The sequence below is a fragment of the Rhizobium sp. BK049 genome, assembly GCF_014193135.1.
In the GTDB taxonomy this organism is placed as follows: Bacteria; Pseudomonadota; Alphaproteobacteria; order Rhizobiales; family Rhizobiaceae; genus Rhizobium.
Genome location: NZ_JACHYV010000013.1, coordinates 18,595 through 35,019, shown reverse-complemented (window position 1 = coordinate 35,019; position 16,425 = coordinate 18,595). Strand labels below are relative to the sequence as shown.

At 60.6% G+C, this 16,425-nt stretch carries 18 protein-coding genes; 7 read left to right on the top strand and 11 right to left on the bottom strand.

Annotated elements, in window-relative coordinates; all coding sequences use genetic code 11:
* The first annotated feature begins 2 nt into the window (after positions 1-2).
* Entirely contained in the window at positions 3-854 is an 852-nt protein-coding gene (locus FHT70_RS15275) for a Ku protein (RefSeq protein WP_183702623.1), read from the top strand.
* 1 nt (position 855) lies between these two features.
* Positions 856-3,366: a DNA ligase D gene (gene ligD, locus FHT70_RS15270; protein WP_183702620.1), complete on the top strand. Its 2,511-nt coding sequence runs from the start codon at positions 856-858 to the stop codon at positions 3,364-3,366.
* A 14-nt stretch (positions 3,367-3,380) separates the two neighbouring features.
* Here ligD and FHT70_RS15265 read toward each other — a convergent pair whose 3' ends face one another.
* The 4 genes from FHT70_RS15265 to FHT70_RS15250 form a co-directional block, all read right to left on the bottom strand.
* Complete coding sequence (locus tag FHT70_RS15265; RefSeq protein WP_183702617.1) at positions 3,381-4,184, bottom strand: Ku protein; 804 nt, start codon at positions 4,182-4,184, stop codon at positions 3,381-3,383.
* 94 nt (positions 4,185-4,278) lie between these two features.
* A complete protein-coding gene (locus tag FHT70_RS15260) occupies positions 4,279-5,424 on the bottom strand; it encodes a right-handed parallel beta-helix repeat-containing protein (protein ID WP_183702614.1) in 1,146 nt (381 codons plus the stop codon).
* A 206-nt stretch (positions 5,425-5,630) separates the two neighbouring features.
* Positions 5,631-6,560 (bottom strand): ABC transporter permease, encoded by a 930-nt coding sequence (locus tag FHT70_RS15255; protein WP_183702780.1) that lies wholly within the window; start codon positions 6,558-6,560, stop codon positions 5,631-5,633.
* Between the two features lie 82 nt (positions 6,561-6,642).
* A complete protein-coding gene (locus FHT70_RS15250) occupies positions 6,643-7,035 on the bottom strand; it encodes a RidA family protein (protein WP_183702611.1) in 393 nt (130 codons plus the stop codon).
* 131 nt (positions 7,036-7,166) lie between these two features.
* On the opposite strand from FHT70_RS15250, the gene FHT70_RS15245 reads away from it, so the two are divergent.
* Positions 7,167-7,796: a TetR/AcrR family transcriptional regulator gene (locus FHT70_RS15245; protein ID WP_183702609.1), complete on the top strand. Its 630-nt coding sequence runs from the start codon at positions 7,167-7,169 to the stop codon at positions 7,794-7,796.
* A gap of 40 nt (positions 7,797-7,836) precedes the next feature.
* Here the strand turns inward: FHT70_RS15245 and FHT70_RS30325 are convergent, their stop codons facing one another.
* Positions 7,837-8,064 (bottom strand): hypothetical protein, encoded by a 228-nt coding sequence (locus FHT70_RS30325; RefSeq protein WP_184457179.1) that lies wholly within the window; start codon positions 8,062-8,064, stop codon positions 7,837-7,839.
* Positions 8,065-8,276: 212 nt separating this feature from the next.
* Here FHT70_RS30325 and FHT70_RS15240 point away from each other — a divergent pair, with 212 nt between their 5' ends.
* Both FHT70_RS15240 and FHT70_RS15235 read left to right on the top strand, forming a co-directional pair.
* Entirely contained in the window at positions 8,277-9,533 is a 1,257-nt protein-coding gene (locus FHT70_RS15240; protein WP_183702606.1) for an arsenic transporter, read from the top strand.
* Positions 9,534-9,701: 168 nt separating this feature from the next.
* Positions 9,702-10,019, top strand: a complete 318-nt coding sequence (locus tag FHT70_RS15235; RefSeq protein ID WP_183702603.1) for a DUF1476 domain-containing protein — start codon at positions 9,702-9,704, stop codon at positions 10,017-10,019.
* Between the two features lie 140 nt (positions 10,020-10,159).
* Here the strand turns inward: FHT70_RS15235 and FHT70_RS15230 are convergent, their stop codons facing one another.
* The 6 genes from FHT70_RS15230 to FHT70_RS15205 form a co-directional block, all read right to left on the bottom strand.
* A complete protein-coding gene (locus FHT70_RS15230; RefSeq protein WP_183702600.1) occupies positions 10,160-10,657 on the bottom strand; it encodes a DoxX family protein in 498 nt (165 codons plus the stop codon).
* Positions 10,654-11,430 (bottom strand): DNA-binding domain-containing protein, encoded by a 777-nt coding sequence (locus FHT70_RS15225; protein WP_183702597.1) that lies wholly within the window; start codon positions 11,428-11,430, stop codon positions 10,654-10,656. The genes FHT70_RS15230 and FHT70_RS15225 overlap by 4 nt, the downstream gene beginning before the upstream one ends.
* Before the next feature lie 2 nt (positions 11,431-11,432).
* A complete protein-coding gene (locus FHT70_RS15220; RefSeq protein WP_085776891.1) occupies positions 11,433-12,320 on the bottom strand; it encodes a DUF692 domain-containing protein in 888 nt (295 codons plus the stop codon).
* A 61-nt stretch (positions 12,321-12,381) separates the two neighbouring features.
* The gene (locus FHT70_RS15215; protein WP_183702594.1) at positions 12,382-12,669 is read right to left on the bottom strand and encodes a DUF2282 domain-containing protein; all 288 of its coding nucleotides are present in this window, start codon (positions 12,667-12,669) and stop codon (positions 12,382-12,384) included.
* Between the two features lie 243 nt (positions 12,670-12,912).
* Positions 12,913-14,265 (bottom strand): GAF domain-containing protein, encoded by a 1,353-nt coding sequence (locus FHT70_RS15210; RefSeq protein ID WP_085776889.1) that lies wholly within the window; start codon positions 14,263-14,265, stop codon positions 12,913-12,915.
* Positions 14,262-14,759 carry a pyridoxamine 5'-phosphate oxidase family protein gene (locus FHT70_RS15205; protein ID WP_085776888.1) on the bottom strand — a complete coding sequence of 166 codons (498 nt, stop codon included), beginning with the start codon at positions 14,757-14,759 and terminating at the stop codon, positions 14,262-14,264. The genes FHT70_RS15210 and FHT70_RS15205 overlap by 4 nt, the downstream gene beginning before the upstream one ends.
* A 272-nt stretch (positions 14,760-15,031) precedes the next feature.
* Between FHT70_RS15205 and FHT70_RS15200 the strand changes: the two genes are divergently transcribed.
* Positions 15,032-15,493, top strand: coding sequence for a cupin domain-containing protein (locus FHT70_RS15200; protein ID WP_085776887.1), 462 nt, complete (start codon positions 15,032-15,034; stop codon positions 15,491-15,493).
* A gap of 57 nt (positions 15,494-15,550) precedes the next feature.
* Positions 15,551-16,396: an arylamine N-acetyltransferase gene (locus tag FHT70_RS15195; protein ID WP_183702591.1), complete on the top strand. Its 846-nt coding sequence runs from the start codon at positions 15,551-15,553 to the stop codon at positions 16,394-16,396.
* The last annotated feature ends 29 nt before the right edge of the window (positions 16,397-16,425 follow it).

The window sequence follows — 16,425 nt, the reverse complement described above, 5'->3', positions numbered from 1 at the left end:
GCATGACCGCGCGGGCAAGCTGGAAAGGTCATCTGAAGGTGGGCGACCTTGCTTGCGCTGTAGGGCTCTATACCGCCATCTCCTCCTCCGACCGCGTTTCCTTCAACATCATCAACCGCAGGACCGGCCATCGGGTGGAACGGCAATTCGTCGACAGCGAGTCCGGCAAACCGGTCGAGCGGGACGATCAGGTGAAGGGCTACCAGATGGAGAGTGGCGACTATATCGTCATAGAAGGCGACGAGATCGCGGAGATCATGCCGGAAAGTCACAAGGTGCTCAACGTCAAAGCTTTCATCGGCTATGACGATATCGACAAGCTCTATTTCGATCGTCCCTATTACCTCGCGCCCGTCGGCGAACATGATGAAGAAGCGCTGTCGCTGATCGTCCGCAGTATGCGCGACAGCAAGGTCGCGGCGCTCGCCGAAGCCGTGCTTTTCCGGCGGAATCGAACGTTGCTGATCCGGCCTAATGATGGCCACATCATCGCCACTATGCTGAACTTCGACTATGAGGTGCGCTCGGCTGACGCGGTCTTCAAAGACATTCCCGACATCAAGTTCGACAAGGAAATGCTCGAACTCGCCGGTCACATCATCGAAACCAGGCGTGGCAGCTTCGACCCGAGCGCCTATGAGGATCGCTACGAAGCGGCACTCGTCGAACTGGTGAAGGCGAAGATCGAAGGCCGGGCGCCACCCAAGAAGAAACCGGCGCCCGAAGGCAAGGTCGTCGACCTGATGGAGGCGCTGCGCCAAAGCGCCAAGCTGAGCGGCAAGGCGGCGCAGAAGGCTCCGGCAAAAAAGAAGGCTCCGGGGCGCGGCGACAGCCAAAGGAAGAAGGCAGGCTGAGATGGCCCTCGAGACCTATCAGGCGAAGCGCAATTTCAAACTCACTCCGGAGCCGCGCGGCCTCAAAGGCCGCGCGAGCGGCAACAGTTTCGTCATTCAGAAGCATGACGCAACGAGGCTGCACTACGACTTCAGGCTGGAGATGGATGGCGTGCTGAAGAGCTGGGCTGTCACCAAAGGCCCGAGTCTCAACCCGGAGGACAAGCGTCTTGCCGTACACGTTGAAGACCACCCGCTGTCCTACGGCGATTTCGAAGGCATCATTCCAAAGGGACAATATGGCGGCGGCACTGTCATCGTCTGGGATCGCGGCACGTGGACGCCGCTCGGCGATGCGCAGAAGGACTATCGCGAGGGCCATATGGAATTCGAGCTCGACGGCGAGAAGCTGAAGGGTCGCTGGCACCTCGTGCGCATGCATGGGCGCCCCGGGGAAAAGCGGGAGAACTGGCTGTTGATCAAGGGAGATGACGCCGAGGCGCGCCGCGACGGCGACATTCTCGAAGAGCGGCCGGAATCGGCAAAGACCGGCCGCCAACTCGAAGAGGTGGCGGAAAATCCGGACGCGACTTGGAAGTCCAAGTCGAAAGACGGCAGGCCGGCCGCCGCCAAGAAACCGGCGTCGAATGACAAATCCCCAGCACCGCGAGAACGGGAGTGGCCGAAGGGTGCGCGCAAGGGCGCCATGCCCGATTTCATCGAGCCGGCGCTTGCCAAATTGAAACCGAAGCCCCCGGCTGGCGATCGCTGGATCCACGAAATAAAGTTCGACGGCTACCGTCTGCAGGTCAGGGTCGAGAACGGCGAGGTCAAGATGTTGACCCGCAGCGGTCTCGACTGGACGGACAAATTCGGCAGGGAGGTGCTCGGGGCCTTTGCCGCCCTGCCCGTGAAATCGGCGGTGATCGACGGCGAAATCGTCGTCGAGCGCGATAGCGGCGCCTCGGACTTCTCGGCACTTCAGCACGATCTGAGTGAAGGCCGCGATGATCGCTTCGTCTTCTATGCCTTCGATCTTCTTCACCTCGACGGATATAATCTGCTGAATGCAGCGCTCACCGATCGCAAGCAGCTGCTCGAAAGCGTGCTGCCCGGTGATAATGATAAGCTGCGCTACAGCGGGCATTTCAACGAAAGCGGCGGCCTGGTGCTCGACCATGCCTGCCGGCTCAGCCTCGAAGGAGTGATTTCCAAACTGCGCGGCAGCAAATACAACTCGGGACGCAAAGGCGATTGGATCAAATCGAAATGTTCGCACCGGCAGGAGTTCGTCATCGGCGGCTACGTGCCGTCGACCTCGATGAAGAATGCGATCGGCTCGCTGGCGATGGGCTATTATGAGGACGGCGAACTCAAACATGTCGGGCGCGTCGGCACCGGATATACGGCGGCAACTGCGCAGATGCTCTATGAGAAACTGTCTCGTCTGACGCAGAACGAGAATTCATTCGACGACAAGCTGACATCAGAGGAGCGGCGCGGGCTGATCTATGTGAAGCCGCAGATGGTCGGCGAGGTTGAGTTCCGCGCCTGGTCGGCCGATGGCAATCTGCGCCATGCGGCTTTCCGCGGCTTGCGGGAAGACAAGCCTGCGAAGGACGTGACGCGTGAGACGGAAAAGACCATGGCCCCTGCCCTGCCGAAATCGGCTGTGACACTCACCCATCCCGACCGCATCTACTGGCCGGACGAGGGTGTTACCAAGGAAGGGCTGGCGAATTACTACGCCCAGGTCTGGCGCTTCATGGCGCCTTATGTCGTCAACCGGCCGCTGGCGCTCCTGCGCCTGCCGGACGGGATCAACGGCCGACAGCGGTTTTTCCAGAAGCACGCCTGGAAGGGCATGAACCCGCATATCCAGGAGATTACCGACCCTAAGGACAAGCAGGGGGAGAAGCTGCTCAGAATTACCGATTTCGACGGCATCGTGGCGCTGGTGCAATCGGCCACGCTTGAAATCCACCCCTGGGGCGCAACGACCGGCAATTGGGAAAAGCCCGATATGATCACCATGGACCTCGATCCCGATGACGAGGTGGCGTGGGCAGATGTGATCGCCGCTGCTTACCAATTGAAGGAGCGGCTGGAGGCCGAAGGCCTCGCCGCCTTCGTCAAGACCTCGGGCGGCAAGGGACTGCATGTGGTGACCCCGCTCACGCCGAAGGCCGGCTGGGCCGAGGTGAAGGGGTTCGCCAAGTGGCTTGCCGACAGCATGTCCGCCGACGATCCCGACCGCTATCTGGCGACGGCGACGAAGGCCAAGCGAAAGGGGAAGATCTTCATCGACTATCTCCGCAACGGTCGCGGCAATACGGCGGTCGCGCCCTATTCGACACGGGCACGGCCGGGCGCCGCAGTCTCGATGCCGCTGGAATGGAGCGAACTCACGGCCGACGTCGGGCCGGCCTATTTCACCGTTGATAATACGCCAACCCGGCTCGACGCCTTGCCGCAAGATCCCTGGGACGGATTTTTCGCCGCGGCGAAGCCGTTGGAAAAGAAGAAGCGGTAGAAGAAGCCCCCAATCTAGCGCGGCTTCCGCCCGCCTTCCGCCGTCAGGCTCTTCTTCAGCGCATCCATGATGTTGATGACGTTGCCGGTCGACTTTACCGGTGCGGTTTTCTTGGCGGGCGCCGCCTTCTTCAGGCTCTTCTGCTTGTTGCGGATCATCGATTTCAGCTGCTTCTGGATCGGGTCCTGCACCATGGTCGGGCCCCAATCCTTCGTCTCTTCCTTCACCAGCCGCTTCATCAGCGTCAGCAGCTTGCCGTCGATATCCGCCTTGTCGTCGATTTCGGTCGAGGGTTTGCGCACCTCATCGCCGTAACGCAGGGTCCAGAGCACGATGCCCTTGCCTTGCGGCTCCAGGAGCACGGCACGCTCGCGGCGATAGAGAACCAGGCGGGCAATGCCGACGACGTCGTTTGCCTTCATCGCTTCGCGGATGACGCAGAAGGCTTCCACGCCGACCTTGTCCTCCGGCGCCAGAAAATGCGCCTTGTCGTACCAGATCCAATCGATCGAGCCGCGCGGGACGAAACTCTCGATATCGATGGTCCGAGTGCTTTCGAGCCCGACTTCCTCGATCTCCTCGTCCTCAAGAATGATATAGTCGTCCTCGTCGCGAGGGTAACCCTTCACCTGGTCCCGGTCAGCCACCGGTTTATGGGTAACGCTATCGACATAACGGCTTTCGACACGGTTTTTTGTCTCGCGATTGAGGACGTGAAAACGCACCTTGTTGCCTTCGGTCGTCGCCGGCGTCAGCGAGACGGAGGCGGTGACGAGCGAGAGCTTGAGATATCCTTTCCAGAACGTCTGACGTGCCATGACTGTCCTGCCCTCCCGGACCGACGGAACATTGGCAATCAACGGCAAAAACCGGTCTTCGGTTCCAGGCCCGGCATGGCAGGCAGCACTTGGCTTAAATCGAGAGATACCGCTTCTGCCACGGCAGCTTCTTTTCCTCCCATGCACGCGGCGTGAACGCGTCATAGGCGGTCTCGGCAATTGCCAGCATCCAGTTGCGGCCCTTGCGGGCCAACAGCACGCAAGACAATTCCATGCCGGGCTCGACGGTGATGGATGGCCGATTAGCGCCTGGGATATCCAGTCCTTTGTCACGCCACTGGATCACGAACTCATCGGGCTCTGATGTCCATTCCCCCGAGGCGACGGAAGCCTTGCCGTCAGAGTTGAAACGGAGCGGCGGCGCCACAAGGTTCAAGAAGCTGCCGTCATTATGATAATTGCCGTCGATCTCGCCGGCGGTGGCTTTACCCTTTCCCGACAGAACCATGTCCTGCCCGCATCGCATGAAGATATTGCGCCGGAAACTCCCCGACCATGGCCGATTGGCGAAGAAGGCAATGTCGCATCCGCTGATGACGTTGTCGTGGATGTCGATATCCTTGCGAAAGGCCAGCTCCTGGTCGGAAAAGCCGCTCAGGCTGATCCCGCGATTGTTGTTCTCGATCCAGTTGTCATAGACGTGATGGCCGGCATGATCAGCCTTGTCGCCGACGCCGTAGCCGAAGGAATAGTCGTTCATCCTGCCGTCGCGCATGATGTTGCTGCGCACCACGGCATCGTCGCCGATCGATGAAAAGGAGAAGTTCTTGCCGCCGATGAAATTATACTCGACGAGATATTTCCGGGTTTTGTCGCAGACCAGGGCCCCTTTGTTCGAGGTGCTCGTCGGCGACTGCAGGAAGAGGTTGCCGCGGATCACGACGTCCGAACTGATATTGTCGTCGCTGTTCTGATAGGCGAACTGGCAGCAGTCCGCGCCCTCGCCCGGAGCCGCCCCCATGCGGTTGTTTTCCAGAAGAACGTTCTTCGTCTTCGTCAGATAGATGCCGTCGCCCTTGACATTCTCGGTTTCGCAGCGCCTGACGACGAGGTTGCTGCCATTGTGAAACTTGAAGCCACGAGGTGAGTTCTTGACGACGACGTCTTCGATCACCGTATCGGAAAACACTTGATAGGCGAGGCCGATATCCTCTGCACCGTCGATGACCTCAGCCCGCGTGGATACGCCGTGAACTTTCTTTCGCAGGATTGCGGGCATCGGATCTCCATCGACGCGGTTACCGCAGCGCAGCGCATCTTCTCAGATGCGCCAAGAGCTGCAGCAGCATTATCCTTAAATCAATTGCGATCTAAGACATACGCAGCCGCTGCGAATTAATGAAGGGGCATGTGGCAGGAGTTTGACGGCCTGCCTCAACTTCGTACGCCGCCATGAGACCTCGGAGGCCCACGCCTAGCGATCGGTCACCGCGTTTCGAGTATCCGCATCAGCCGGCCGCGATAGCTGTCCAGGATAACGGCAAGCACGATGACAGCGCCGATGACGATCGGCTTGATGTTGTCGTCGGCGCCCAGCAACTGCAATCCCGTCGACAGCACCTGCAGAATGCAGGCACCGACCAGCGTTCCAACGATCGAGCCTTTGCCGCCCGAGAGGCTGGTGCCGCCGATGATGACCGCAGCGATCGCGTTCAATTCATAGCCGATGCCTGCAACCGGACTGCCGACATTGAGGCGGAGCAGATAGACCATGGCGGCGATGCCGGCGGTCAGGCCCGAGATGGTGAACACCGCGATCTTATAGCTTTTCGGCTCGTGCCCCGACAGCCGCACAGCCTCTTCATTGGTGCCGATCGCGAAGACGAAACGCCCGAGCACGGTGTAACGCAACACGAACCAGCCGACGAGGACGACGACGATCGCAATCAGAAAGATCGACGGGAAGATGCCCCAGAAGATCAGATTTCCGAAATCGACGAAGGGCTGCGGCAGGCCGGTGATGGTGGAGTTGTCGCTGACGACGCGTGCCGGGCCGCTGGCGACATTCAGCATGCCGAGCGTGACGATGAAGGACGGCAGCTTCCACTTTTCGCAGACCCAGCCGTTGATGGCGCCAAGGAGCGCGCCGGTGCCCATCGAGGCGAGCGAAGCGAGCACGATCGCCTGCCAGGGAGAGAACCTGGGGTCGATCATGATCGTCGCGCCGATGACCGTGCAAAGGGCCAACAGCGAGCCCACCGAAAGGTCGATGCCGCCGACCAGGATGACAAAGGTCATGCCCGAGGCAAGCACGGTGTTGATGGCAATCTGAACGAAGATTTTCAGGAAATTCTCCGGCGTCGCGAAATATGGCGCCGTCGCCGAGAAGAAGATGACGATCAGGACGAGGGCGATGGCAACGCGCGCATGATTATTCCCGAGCTCTTCGCTCGGTAGAGGACAAGGCGCCGACCGAACGGGATGCTCTGCAGGATCATCATGCCGGAATGCGGGCGATGACCTTGATCTCGAAATCGAAGCCCGCCAGCCAGTTCACGCCGATCGCGGTCCAGTTCGGATAGGGCGGCTTGCTGAAAAACTCCTGCTTGACGGCCATGATCGTTTCAAACTGGTTCTCGGGATCGGTATGGAACGTCGTCACATCTACTATGTCGTCAAAGGTACAGCCTGCAGCCTCCAGCGTCACCTTGAGGTTTTCGTAAGCCAGCCGGACCTGGCGCTGAAAGTCCGGTTCAGGTGTTCCATCGGAACGGCTGCCGACCTGGCCGGAGACGAACAGAAGATCGCCGGTTCGAATGGCGGCCGAATAGCCGTGTTTCTCGTAAAGAGCATGCCTGTCTGCCGGAAATATTGCTTCGCGTCGGGTCATTGTCGATCTCGCTTCCTTATCGTTGATTGGACACCGCCTCGTCATTTGATATACGGTGCGTATGTGTAGTAAACCGCATACGCATCGTATGTCAAGTTCATATACGTTTCGTATGTGAGATTGGAGATGAGATGGCAAGGAAACGCAGCGAGACGATGGAGGAAAATCGCGTGAAGCTGATCGCGGCCGCGCGAAAAGCCTTTGCCGAAAAAGGGTACGCGGCCGCTTCGATGGATGAGCTGACTGCCGAAGCCGGCCTGACCCGGGGAGCGCTTTATCACAACTTCGGAGACAAGCGCGGGCTGCTTGCGGCCGTTGTCGATCAGATCGACACGGAAATGGCGTCGCGCGCAAAGGAGATCGGCACCCGTGCGGGCGATGACTGGCAGGGCCTGCTCGCCGAGGGCGCCGCCTATATCGAAATGGCGCTTGATCCGGAAGTCCAGCGCATCGTCCTGCTCGATGGGCCTGCTGTCCTCGGTGATCCTTCACAATGGCCGAGTCAAAGCAGCTGTCTTCAGGCAACCAGGCAGACAATCGAGCGCCTTATCGCCCAGGACGCCCTCAAGCCGGTCGACGCGGAAGCAGCCGCCCGGCTGCTCAACGGCGCCGCGCTCAATGCCGCCCTCTGGATCGCTGCCAGTGACGAGCCGGAACATGTGCTACCGAAAGCTGTCGAGGCCTTCGGCGCCCTGGCCGCAGGCCTTCTCAAGGCGTCCGCACAAGCTTGCGATATACTGGCGGCAAATCGGGAATCTTGATGGGAGAGAGCGGTGCGGAGTGGGCCAACACTGTCTTCTGTCACCAGTAGCTCCCGAAAACCAGAAAAACAGCACCGACCGCAATGACAACCAGCGCCGGCCAGTTCCGCGCCAAGCTGAGAAATCTCAGGCCTTGGCGCCGAGGTTCGAGCGTGGCGCCGCCTTGCGGCATCAGGTGCGGATCACTCGGCTTTCGGCGAAGCGTCGGCCGCAAGAGAAAAACAAGGCCACCGATTATGAGAGCGGCACCAATCAGAACTGCCCACATCGTCACCTCCGCCGGAGATACGTGGTGCGAGTTAAACCAGATCCTGCTGTGATTGTTCCGTTGGCCGATTGAGCTGCTGCTTTTTGCATTTGCGGCTTTTCAGGATAAACGGATTTGTCACTGCCCGGCCAAACATGTATTCGATCGCCGAAAAGCTCTTGCATCAACCTTGGCGGCTGTTCTGCCGCGCCCCAACCGAACGCGATTTGCAAATGACCGAACATGCCATGACCTGGGGGATCGCCGGCCTCACTGCGATGGGCGTCGTCGTCCGCCCTTTTCGGTGGCCGGAAGCGATCTGGGCCGTCTTCGGCGCCCTGCTCCTGCTCGCCTTCCGCCTGCTCGGACCCCATGATGCTCTGGCGGGCGTTGCCAAGGGCGGCGACGTTTATCTCTTTCTGATCGGCATGATGCTGCTCTCCGAACTTGCTCGCCGCGAAGGCCTGTTCGACTGGATCGCCGCCATTGCAATCGCCTACGCCCAAGAATCACCCCGGCGTCTCTTCGTGCTCGTCTATCTTGTCGGCGTGGTTGTCACCGTCTTTCTTTCCAACGATGCGACGGCCGTGGTGCTGACGCCCGCCGTCTATGCCGCCTGCCGGACGGCGCGGGTGAAGGATCCGATGCCCTATCTGTTGATCTGCGCCTTCATCGCCAATGCCGCGAGCTTCGTCCTGCCGATTTCAAACCCCGCCAATCTGGTGATCTTTGCCGGCGGTGATATGCCGCCGCTGTCCCGCTGGCTGTCGACATTCATGCTGCCGTCGATCATTTCGATCGTCGCCACGTTCCTCTGCCTCTACTGGACGCAGCGCCGCGCCCTTGCAGAAGACACTCTTGCCGCCGACACGCAGCGGCCGCCCCTCTCCCGCAGCGCCCGCCTGGCGGGATGGGGAATCCTGTTGACGGCCATTGTCCTGATCGCGGCGTCGGCCATGCATGTGGATCTCGGCGTGCCGACCTTTGTTGCCGGCACGATCACCACCGCGATCGTTCTGATGCTGACGCGGCAAAGCCCGGCCGAGACGATGAAGGGCATCAGCTGGAGCGTTCTGCCGCTAGTCGCCGGCCTGTTCGTCATCGTCGAAGCGCTCGATCACACCGGCTTGACGAACATTCTCTCCGATCAGCTGGCTGCGCTTGCCTCGTTCTCGCAATCGCAGGCGATCGGCGTGGCGGGCCTGCTCGTCGGCGTAATCTGCAACCTCGTGAACAATCTTCCGGCCGGCCTGCTTGCCGGCAGCGTGGTGCAGGCCGCCGGTGTCTCCGACAAGATTGCCGGCGCCGTGCTGATCGGCGTCGATCTTGGCCCCAATCTGTCGGTGACAGGCTCGCTAGCGACGATCTTGTGGCTGTCTGCCCTGCGCCGCGAAGGCCTGCATATCGGCGCCTGGACCTTTCTAAAACTCGGAACCGTCGTCATGTTCCCCGCACTCGTTCTGTCTCTGGGGTCGCTCTTCCTGTTTTAAGTGCCTACAGGCGAGACGCATGCCGCTCTAACCTTTTGGATCTACACAATTATCTGCTAAAATGGCGCGAGCGGCCTTCATGCAGGCAGTTTCCGAAGCAAGAATTTACTTGCGCAGCGAATGCGACACATTCGAACGCCTGACGGCCATTCAGCGGGAGGATCGATGATGGGCATCATCGACGAGCGTGAAGAAGCACTCGAGAAAGAGTACATCCTGAAGCTTGAGCGTTCGTTCCATATCCAGGCGAGGCGCGACCGGATGCTGGCACGCTGGGCGGCCGAGCTCATCGGACGAACCGACTTCGACGTCTATTTCGACGAAGTCATTTCCGCCGGGTTGCTGGAGTCAGGAGACGAGAACGTCTTCAGAAAGATTCTCAGCGACCTGCAATATGCAGACGTCGCTATCAGCGCTCAGACGGTTCGCGAGAAAATGAAGCAGCTTCTGCTTGAAGCGGCAAGGTCCCTCGACGAAGCCGGCTAAAGCCTTTCCGGGCGATGTGCGCCAGCCTGCCGGCACTTTCGTGCCGGAGAAGACATCTCATGACTGTCTCTTCCCGTCCGGCGCAGGCCCTCATGCCAGCTGAGCACCTCCTCGGGAAAATGAGGCGTCTGGTCGCCGCGTCATTTGGGGCGCGGCAAGACAAACGGATCAACCGCGATCTTGCCGCCACCGAACACGACTAATGCCAGCGCCATTGCCGCCCAGGGCAAATGAAAATTCGCCCAGCCATCCGGGATGGTGAGCTGGATAATCGCCGTCATCAGCAGCAGACCGAGAGCAGCAAAGCGTGTGGCCAGGCCGAGGATCAGCAGAATTGGCAGGACCAATTCTCCAATTCCGGCGGCCGTCGCCATCGTCAGAGGAAACGGGTAGGCAACTGCGCTACCGAAGATATGAAGCTTGAACTCCTCCTCGAAAAGATATCGTGCGCCCGATGAAAGCGTCAGGAAGCCGTCCCATTTCGTCAGCCCCGACTTGAAGAAAGGAATAGCCAGCGCAAAACGCAATGCCAGCAGCGGCAACGACTTGGGAACGGAAGCGAGCAGCGCTTCAGCGCGTGTGACGAAGGAGGCAGCGGCAGCACCAAAGCCGTGCGAAGGGGCCACTTCGGTTTTCATGTGGAGTTTCCTTTATACTGTTGAAGGGCGCTGAACGCGCCGAGACCGACAAGACCGACCAGCGCCGTTCCGAAATCGAATCCGGGGGCAGCTGCAAACGCCGCCTTTGCCGCCTCGCCAAGAGTGGCGGCGTTGAACAAGGCGGCTGCAAAGATGGCGTCCCGCGGTGGCAGGACATGAATATTGACCGACATTTCCGGTCGTGCGACGAGGACCGCTTGCCCACGCCAATCGGAGACCGGCGAAACCATCTCCTCTTGATGTGCGCTCCAGATCGAACCAATCGGAAAAATCGACTGGATCAGGTGCGCCGATGGGTGCGGGACGAGCCGCAAGTCCGAAAGCATCTCCGGCGTCACGGCTTTGAATGCCGCAAGATCGAGAGGCGCCCTGTCGGCGGCGTGGTAAGCGTCTGTCAAGGCCGCCTCGAGCCTGGCGATATCGGGCAGGTAAGCAAGCGCTCTTGCAGGTTCAAAAGCTGCGATGAAATCCGGGAAATCGTCGCCATATTGCATGATCAGCGGTGAGCACGGCTTGTGATCCTGGGCATAGGCGCGCGCCATGGCCAGAAAGAATTCCGAACCAACGAGCCTCTCCGTCACCGGATAGCGTTGCGCTAATGCCTTTGTGAGCCCGACGAACACATTGTTGCGGTAGACGGCAAACCGCACCGTGTCGGGTTTGCCGCGTGCGTTGATGACGCCGTCGGGCACCGGCCGGTCGGCATGCAGCAAGGCATCGGCGAAGGCAGTTTGGCGGGTTGCGAAATCCATCGTTACGCCGCCCGGGTCCGGCGCCCGCCGCGGCGAAACGTTTCGGCGGCGAGCATCGCATCCGCGCGTTTCGCCTCTGAATACAGCGTGGCGAAATCCGGAACATTATTGTCCCATTCAATTAGCGTCGGGATTGCGCCGGTGCGCGCGAGGGTATGTGCGTAGAGCGCCAATACATCGCTCTTCACTGCCGTCGCGTGTGCGTCGATCAGCAGCCGGTCGCCGGTGGAGTCGACGGTTTCGTCGTAGCCGGCGAGGTGAATCTCGCCGACGAGCTCGACCGGAAAACGATCTATATAGGTGGCGGCATCGAGCCGGTGGTTCACCGCCGAGACCATCACATTGTTGACGTCGAGCAGAAGGCCACAGCCCGTCCGCTGCGCGATCGCCCCGAGAAAATCCACTTCATCGATCGTACTGTCGGCGAACAGTATATAGGTGGAAGGGTTTTCCAGCAGCAATTGTCGCCCGAGCGCCTGTTGCGTTTCATCGACATGGTCGACGACGCGTGCCAGCGTTTCTTCCGTGTAGGGTAGCGGCAACAAATCGTTGAGAAATCCCGTTTCATGCGTCGACCAGGCCAGATGTTCGGAAAAGCTCTGCGGCCGATAGCGGTCGATCAAGCTGCGAAGTCGATTCAGATGCGCCTTGTCGAGCCCACGCGGCGAGCCGATCGACAAACCGACACCGTGCAGCGACAGCGGATAGTGTTCCGTGATGGCCTGGAGATAGCGATGCGGCGGTCCACCTGCGCCCATGTAGTTCTCGGCATGGACCTCAAAGAAGCCGACATCCGGCAGATCGGCCAGAATAGTCTCATAATGCTCGGGCTTTAGGCCGAGGCCGCCCCGTGCAGGCAGCAGGACAGGTCGGGTTGTCGAAGCAGTCATCGCATTCTCCCGGTTTGGCGAGAAAAGATGGAGGCCCGAGCATCGGGCCTCCCTTTAGGGGTCAGCCTTTGGTCGGCTCGAGCTTACCCATGTGCCCCTTGACATTCATGCTGGTGCAGGTGCCGGCTGGGACTGCCTTCCAGGCGTTCCCCTGATAATCCATCGTCGATGTACCTGCGCAGGTCGTGCCGGCACCGGCGGCACAATCATTGTGACCCTTGAGCGCGATGCCATAGCATTTCTCCTTGCCCACCATTTTCTCCGCCGGCAGCGGTGCGGCGAGGGCAGCGGATGAAATCGCAGTGGCAAGCGAGCCTGCGAGGGCAAGGGTCAGAGTGGAACGGTTCATGGATGGTCTCCTCTTGAAAGGTCCGCGTACCGATCATCGGCCGCGTAATCCCTCTTTCGAGCCGACGATCCCGCTTGTTACAGCCATGACGAACACGAATTGGTGATCGGCCTTTTCAAGACGCCGGCTGCGGGCGATGACACAATGTTGGAGGCGGCACCGCAAACCGGCCCTCTCGCATGTCTTTGGATGAGATGTCGAAGCTCGAACTCGTCCGTGCTGAAAATGGGGAAATGACTCAGCTTATGGGTATTCACCTGTGACGGCTTCAAGGACCAGCGGTCCTTCCGCCTCTAGCCTGACACGGCCCCTGCCGACGCGGGCGAGGCGGATGGGCGCCTGCTTTTCTTCGAGCCGACGGCGCAACAGCAAGAGCCGGGTCTCGAGATTGTCCTTGATCTCCGGCATGCGTGCGCCGGCCGTCAACCGCATTTCCCGGTTGGTGAACTCGCTTCTGCCGTCGCTCAGATGCCAATCGAGCATGAGGCGCAGCAGAGTGCCGGCAACGCCCTTCACGATGTAAGTGCCATCGATAAAGACGCTGTCATCGAAGCGGTGATGGACGACGCGGATTTCTTGGCCGGCCGCAGCAGGCTCAGGCGTGCTGATCGCAGGTCTCTGTTCGGCGACAGCCGCTGCCCGCTCGCTGGCTCTCAGAGCGCCGGCCGCCTGTCCCGCCAGTATCTCGAGAGCAGCCTCGTCCTCTTCGCGAAAAGCGAGCCGCTCCGGACTCTCGATGAAGAGCACGCCCGTCACCGTGCCGCCGGCGATCATGGGAACTGCAATCTGGCTCATCGCCGCCGGCAAATGCGGAAAAGCGATCGTGCGCGTCGCGTTTTCAGCCCCTTCCGCCTCCAGGCCGATCGCTTCGCCAAACCGGCGCACACGGCTCATGTCACTGACCTTGATCGTCTGTCCACCCGCTGCCGCAGCCCCGATCAATCCATCGCCGCCTGCGATTTCCGATCCGAGGCCCGAGCGCTCGTAGCCGATGCTGCCTGTCGTGATCAGACAGCCGCGATGGTTGTCGTGGATGAGCACGAGCGCGTTGCCGTATCCCAACACGTGCTTGACGCCGGTGAGCAGGTTGTCGATGATCTCATCGGCCTCCGACTGTCGCTCGATCGCCTTGATCGCCTTGGAAAGATCAGGGAGGCTGACAGGCGCCCGGCTGCTCGGCGGCGAAGCTGTTTCCACCGGCGAGGGAACCTTCTCAATTCCGTACACCCGGAAAATATCGGCGCTCCTCAGCCGCATGACATCCGACATGCCGATTTGCGCGCTGCTCGCCTTGAGCTGGCGGGCGATCTTGTCGAACAGCGGGCCGGCATCGACCGAACGAACGAAACCAATGTCGAGCAGGAACTGATCGCCGGAGAACCCGTCCACCAGGATCAGCGTGACCTTTGGATTGGCGCGTATATTCGCCGCCGTCTTGGCGAAGAACTGGTTGGAGAGTGCGACATGCTCCTCATCGACCCGCACCACATGGGAAAGATAGGATATGTTCGGCATGCCGTCGGCCGATGCCGTGGCGATGATGGAGGGAATGACACCCTCGAAGCAGGCGGAAAGATCGGAAAGCCGCAGATTCATTGGGACCGCGCGCCAACATGGTTGCCCGCCAGCATGCCGGCGAGCGGGCCGGGCGTCTGGACATATATTTCACTGATCACCAGCCGGGCGACCCGCGCCTCACGCGCCGTCAGCCATGGCGAGATGAGATGCCGGGGGACGCCGAGCGATTCGAGCTCGTTCGTCGCCGCGGTGATGAAGTGATCGGCGCGATCGAGGTCGGAACTCTGGATCTCTCGCATGCCGGCGCTCCCCTTCAGCTGGAAACTTACATAATCCGAAGGGGTTACGAAGGTGGCGGCGATCCGCCCGGTCTGCCGGATACCGATTTCGAGCCGCGGCCACTGCCAGGCTGAAAAGATGACGTCGATCGTTTCTCGGTCTTCCAGAAGATGGAAGCCGACGCCGCGTCCCGCCGAAGGACGGCCGGTCTCGTCAGCCACCGCGATGATGCACATCAGCGGCCTGTTGAAAAAATCGAGGAGCCTGTCGTCAAGCCTCACTGCCGCCCCCATTGCTTGCCCAACCCTCCTTAGCAAACTTTTAGGATTCCCGGTACGGCTTGCACATTCATTTAGGAACGCCGGTTTTTTCGCTGCGCTATAGAAGCGACGTACCGGCTCAACGGCCTCGACTACCATCACACCTCCGGTGTTCGGCGGCCCCGTGCCGCCGGGCGAATGACAATCGCGCCCGCCCCGTATACCGGAGCGGGCACGGATTTCTGCGTTTCGCCCCAGGGCGAAACCGCCGGCGGTCGATGCGGCACGAATTTGGAGAAAGAGAAATGGAGAAGTTTGATCATGCGGCGGTTTCGCCGCCGGGGCATGGGATGCCGGCAATGGCCTTCGGCAAGCATGTCATCCGTATTATGGCGGGCAATACCGGCGGTTCGCTCGGCCTGTTCGAAGCGTGCGTGCTGCCTGGCGAAGGTCCGCCACTGCACGTGCATGAACGCGAGGACGAGTTGTTCCGCGTTCTTGCCGGCCGCTTCGGCTTCTGGTGCGCCGGCGATTATGTCGAACTCACGGAAGGGGGCTCTATCGCCTTGCCGCGCGGTGTGCCGCACCGGTTCCGCAATGTGGGGCAGACGGAGGGCCGCCTCATGGTCGTCGTCACGCCGGGCGGGTTCGAAAGCTTCTTTCCGATCGTCGAACTCTGCAAGCCGGAAACGCCCGAGCAGATCGCCTCGATCGCCAGGGGCTTCGGCCTGACCTTCCCACCCGAGGACGATCGCAAGGTCGCCTGAACCAACGCAAACACGTCTCGATAATGAGCAACGGTCCACTTGAAAGGAGACCGAACGATGACACATGCAACTTCCAACGAAAACGCAGTGACCCTGACAACCGCGCAACTCGATGCCTATTTGGCTCGGATCGGGGTCGAGCGGCCTTCGCGCCTCGACATAGACAGCTTGTCGCAGTTGCATCGCGCCCATCTCATGAGTTTTACATGGGAGGCACTGGACGCCTTCATGGGATGGCCCTCCTCGATCACCCCGGCTGCGGCATTCGCCAAGATGGTCGAAAGGCGGCGGGGCGGCTGGTGTTATGAGATGAACGGCCTCTTCGGCGCCGCGCTTGCTGCACTGGGCTTCCGTGTGACGCGCCTTTGCGGCGCGGTCGACCGGGAAAAGCTTGGCGACATCGCCATCGGCAATCATCTGACGCTGCGTGTCGATCTCGACCGTCCCTATCTCGCCGAGGTCGGCATAGCGGACGCCATCATCGAGCCGGTGCCGCTTGTGGCCGGGCCGATCAGCCAACGCGGCTTCGATTTCTCCATCATGCCGGCCGACGGGAGCTGGCTGCGTTTCAATAATCATGTTCTCGGCATCGCGAAAAGCTTCGATTTCCGGCTCGACCACAGCGACGAAGCCGCGATGGCCGCAACACATGGCTGGCTGATGCAAGATCCCGGCTCTCCTTTCACCAATGCGCTCGCGGTGTTGCGGCATACGGCGGACGGCTACGTCGCCCTCCAGAACGACCGTCTGCGCCGCGTGACGGCGAACAGCCTCAGCGAGGAGCCCATTACGAGCGCCGCCCATCTCGGCGACACGTTCGAGACAGTCTTCGATCTCGACATCCCCCGGTCCAACCGCGTCTGGGAGCGCCTCCAGACGATCCGCCGCGACAAGGCTGCGTGAGCCGACAACCTCATCATTTCCCATCCGAG

Excerpts from the sequence above, each read along its gene's own strand:
- FHT70_RS15260 (WP_183702614.1), bottom strand. The coding sequence starts at position 5,424 with ATGCCCGCAATCCTGCGAAAGAAAGTTCACGGCGTATCCACGCGGGCT.
- ligD (WP_183702620.1), top strand. The coding sequence starts at position 856 with ATGGCCCTCGAGACCTATCAGGCGAAGCGCAATTTCAAACTCACTCCG.
- FHT70_RS15250 (WP_183702611.1), bottom strand. The coding sequence starts at position 7,035 with ATGACCCGACGCGAAGCAATATTTCCGGCAGACAGGCATGCTCTTTAC.
- FHT70_RS15215 (WP_183702594.1), bottom strand. The coding sequence starts at position 12,669 with ATGAACCGTTCCACTCTGACCCTTGCCCTCGCAGGCTCGCTTGCCACT.
- FHT70_RS15230 (WP_183702600.1), bottom strand. The coding sequence starts at position 10,657 with ATGAAAACCGAAGTGGCCCCTTCGCACGGCTTTGGTGCTGCCGCTGCC.
- FHT70_RS15275 (WP_183702623.1), top strand. The coding sequence starts at position 3 with ATGACCGCGCGGGCAAGCTGGAAAGGTCATCTGAAGGTGGGCGACCTT.
- FHT70_RS15200 (WP_085776887.1), top strand. The coding sequence starts at position 15,032 with ATGGAGAAGTTTGATCATGCGGCGGTTTCGCCGCCGGGGCATGGGATG.
- FHT70_RS15265 (WP_183702617.1), bottom strand. The coding sequence starts at position 4,184 with ATGGCACGTCAGACGTTCTGGAAAGGATATCTCAAGCTCTCGCTCGTC.
- FHT70_RS15235 (WP_183702603.1), top strand. The coding sequence starts at position 9,702 with ATGGGCATCATCGACGAGCGTGAAGAAGCACTCGAGAAAGAGTACATC.
- FHT70_RS15210 (WP_085776889.1), bottom strand. The coding sequence starts at position 14,265 with ATGAATCTGCGGCTTTCCGATCTTTCCGCCTGCTTCGAGGGTGTCATT.
- FHT70_RS15240 (WP_183702606.1), top strand. The coding sequence starts at position 8,277 with ATGACCGAACATGCCATGACCTGGGGGATCGCCGGCCTCACTGCGATG.
- FHT70_RS15245 (WP_183702609.1), top strand. The coding sequence starts at position 7,167 with ATGGCAAGGAAACGCAGCGAGACGATGGAGGAAAATCGCGTGAAGCTG.
- FHT70_RS30325 (WP_184457179.1), bottom strand. The coding sequence starts at position 8,064 with ATGTGGGCAGTTCTGATTGGTGCCGCTCTCATAATCGGTGGCCTTGTT.
- FHT70_RS15205 (WP_085776888.1), bottom strand. The coding sequence starts at position 14,759 with ATGGGGGCGGCAGTGAGGCTTGACGACAGGCTCCTCGATTTTTTCAAC.
- FHT70_RS15220 (WP_085776891.1), bottom strand. The coding sequence starts at position 12,320 with ATGACTGCTTCGACAACCCGACCTGTCCTGCTGCCTGCACGGGGCGGC.
- FHT70_RS15225 (WP_183702597.1), bottom strand. The coding sequence starts at position 11,430 with ATGGATTTCGCAACCCGCCAAACTGCCTTCGCCGATGCCTTGCTGCAT.
- FHT70_RS15195 (WP_183702591.1), top strand. The coding sequence starts at position 15,551 with ATGACACATGCAACTTCCAACGAAAACGCAGTGACCCTGACAACCGCG.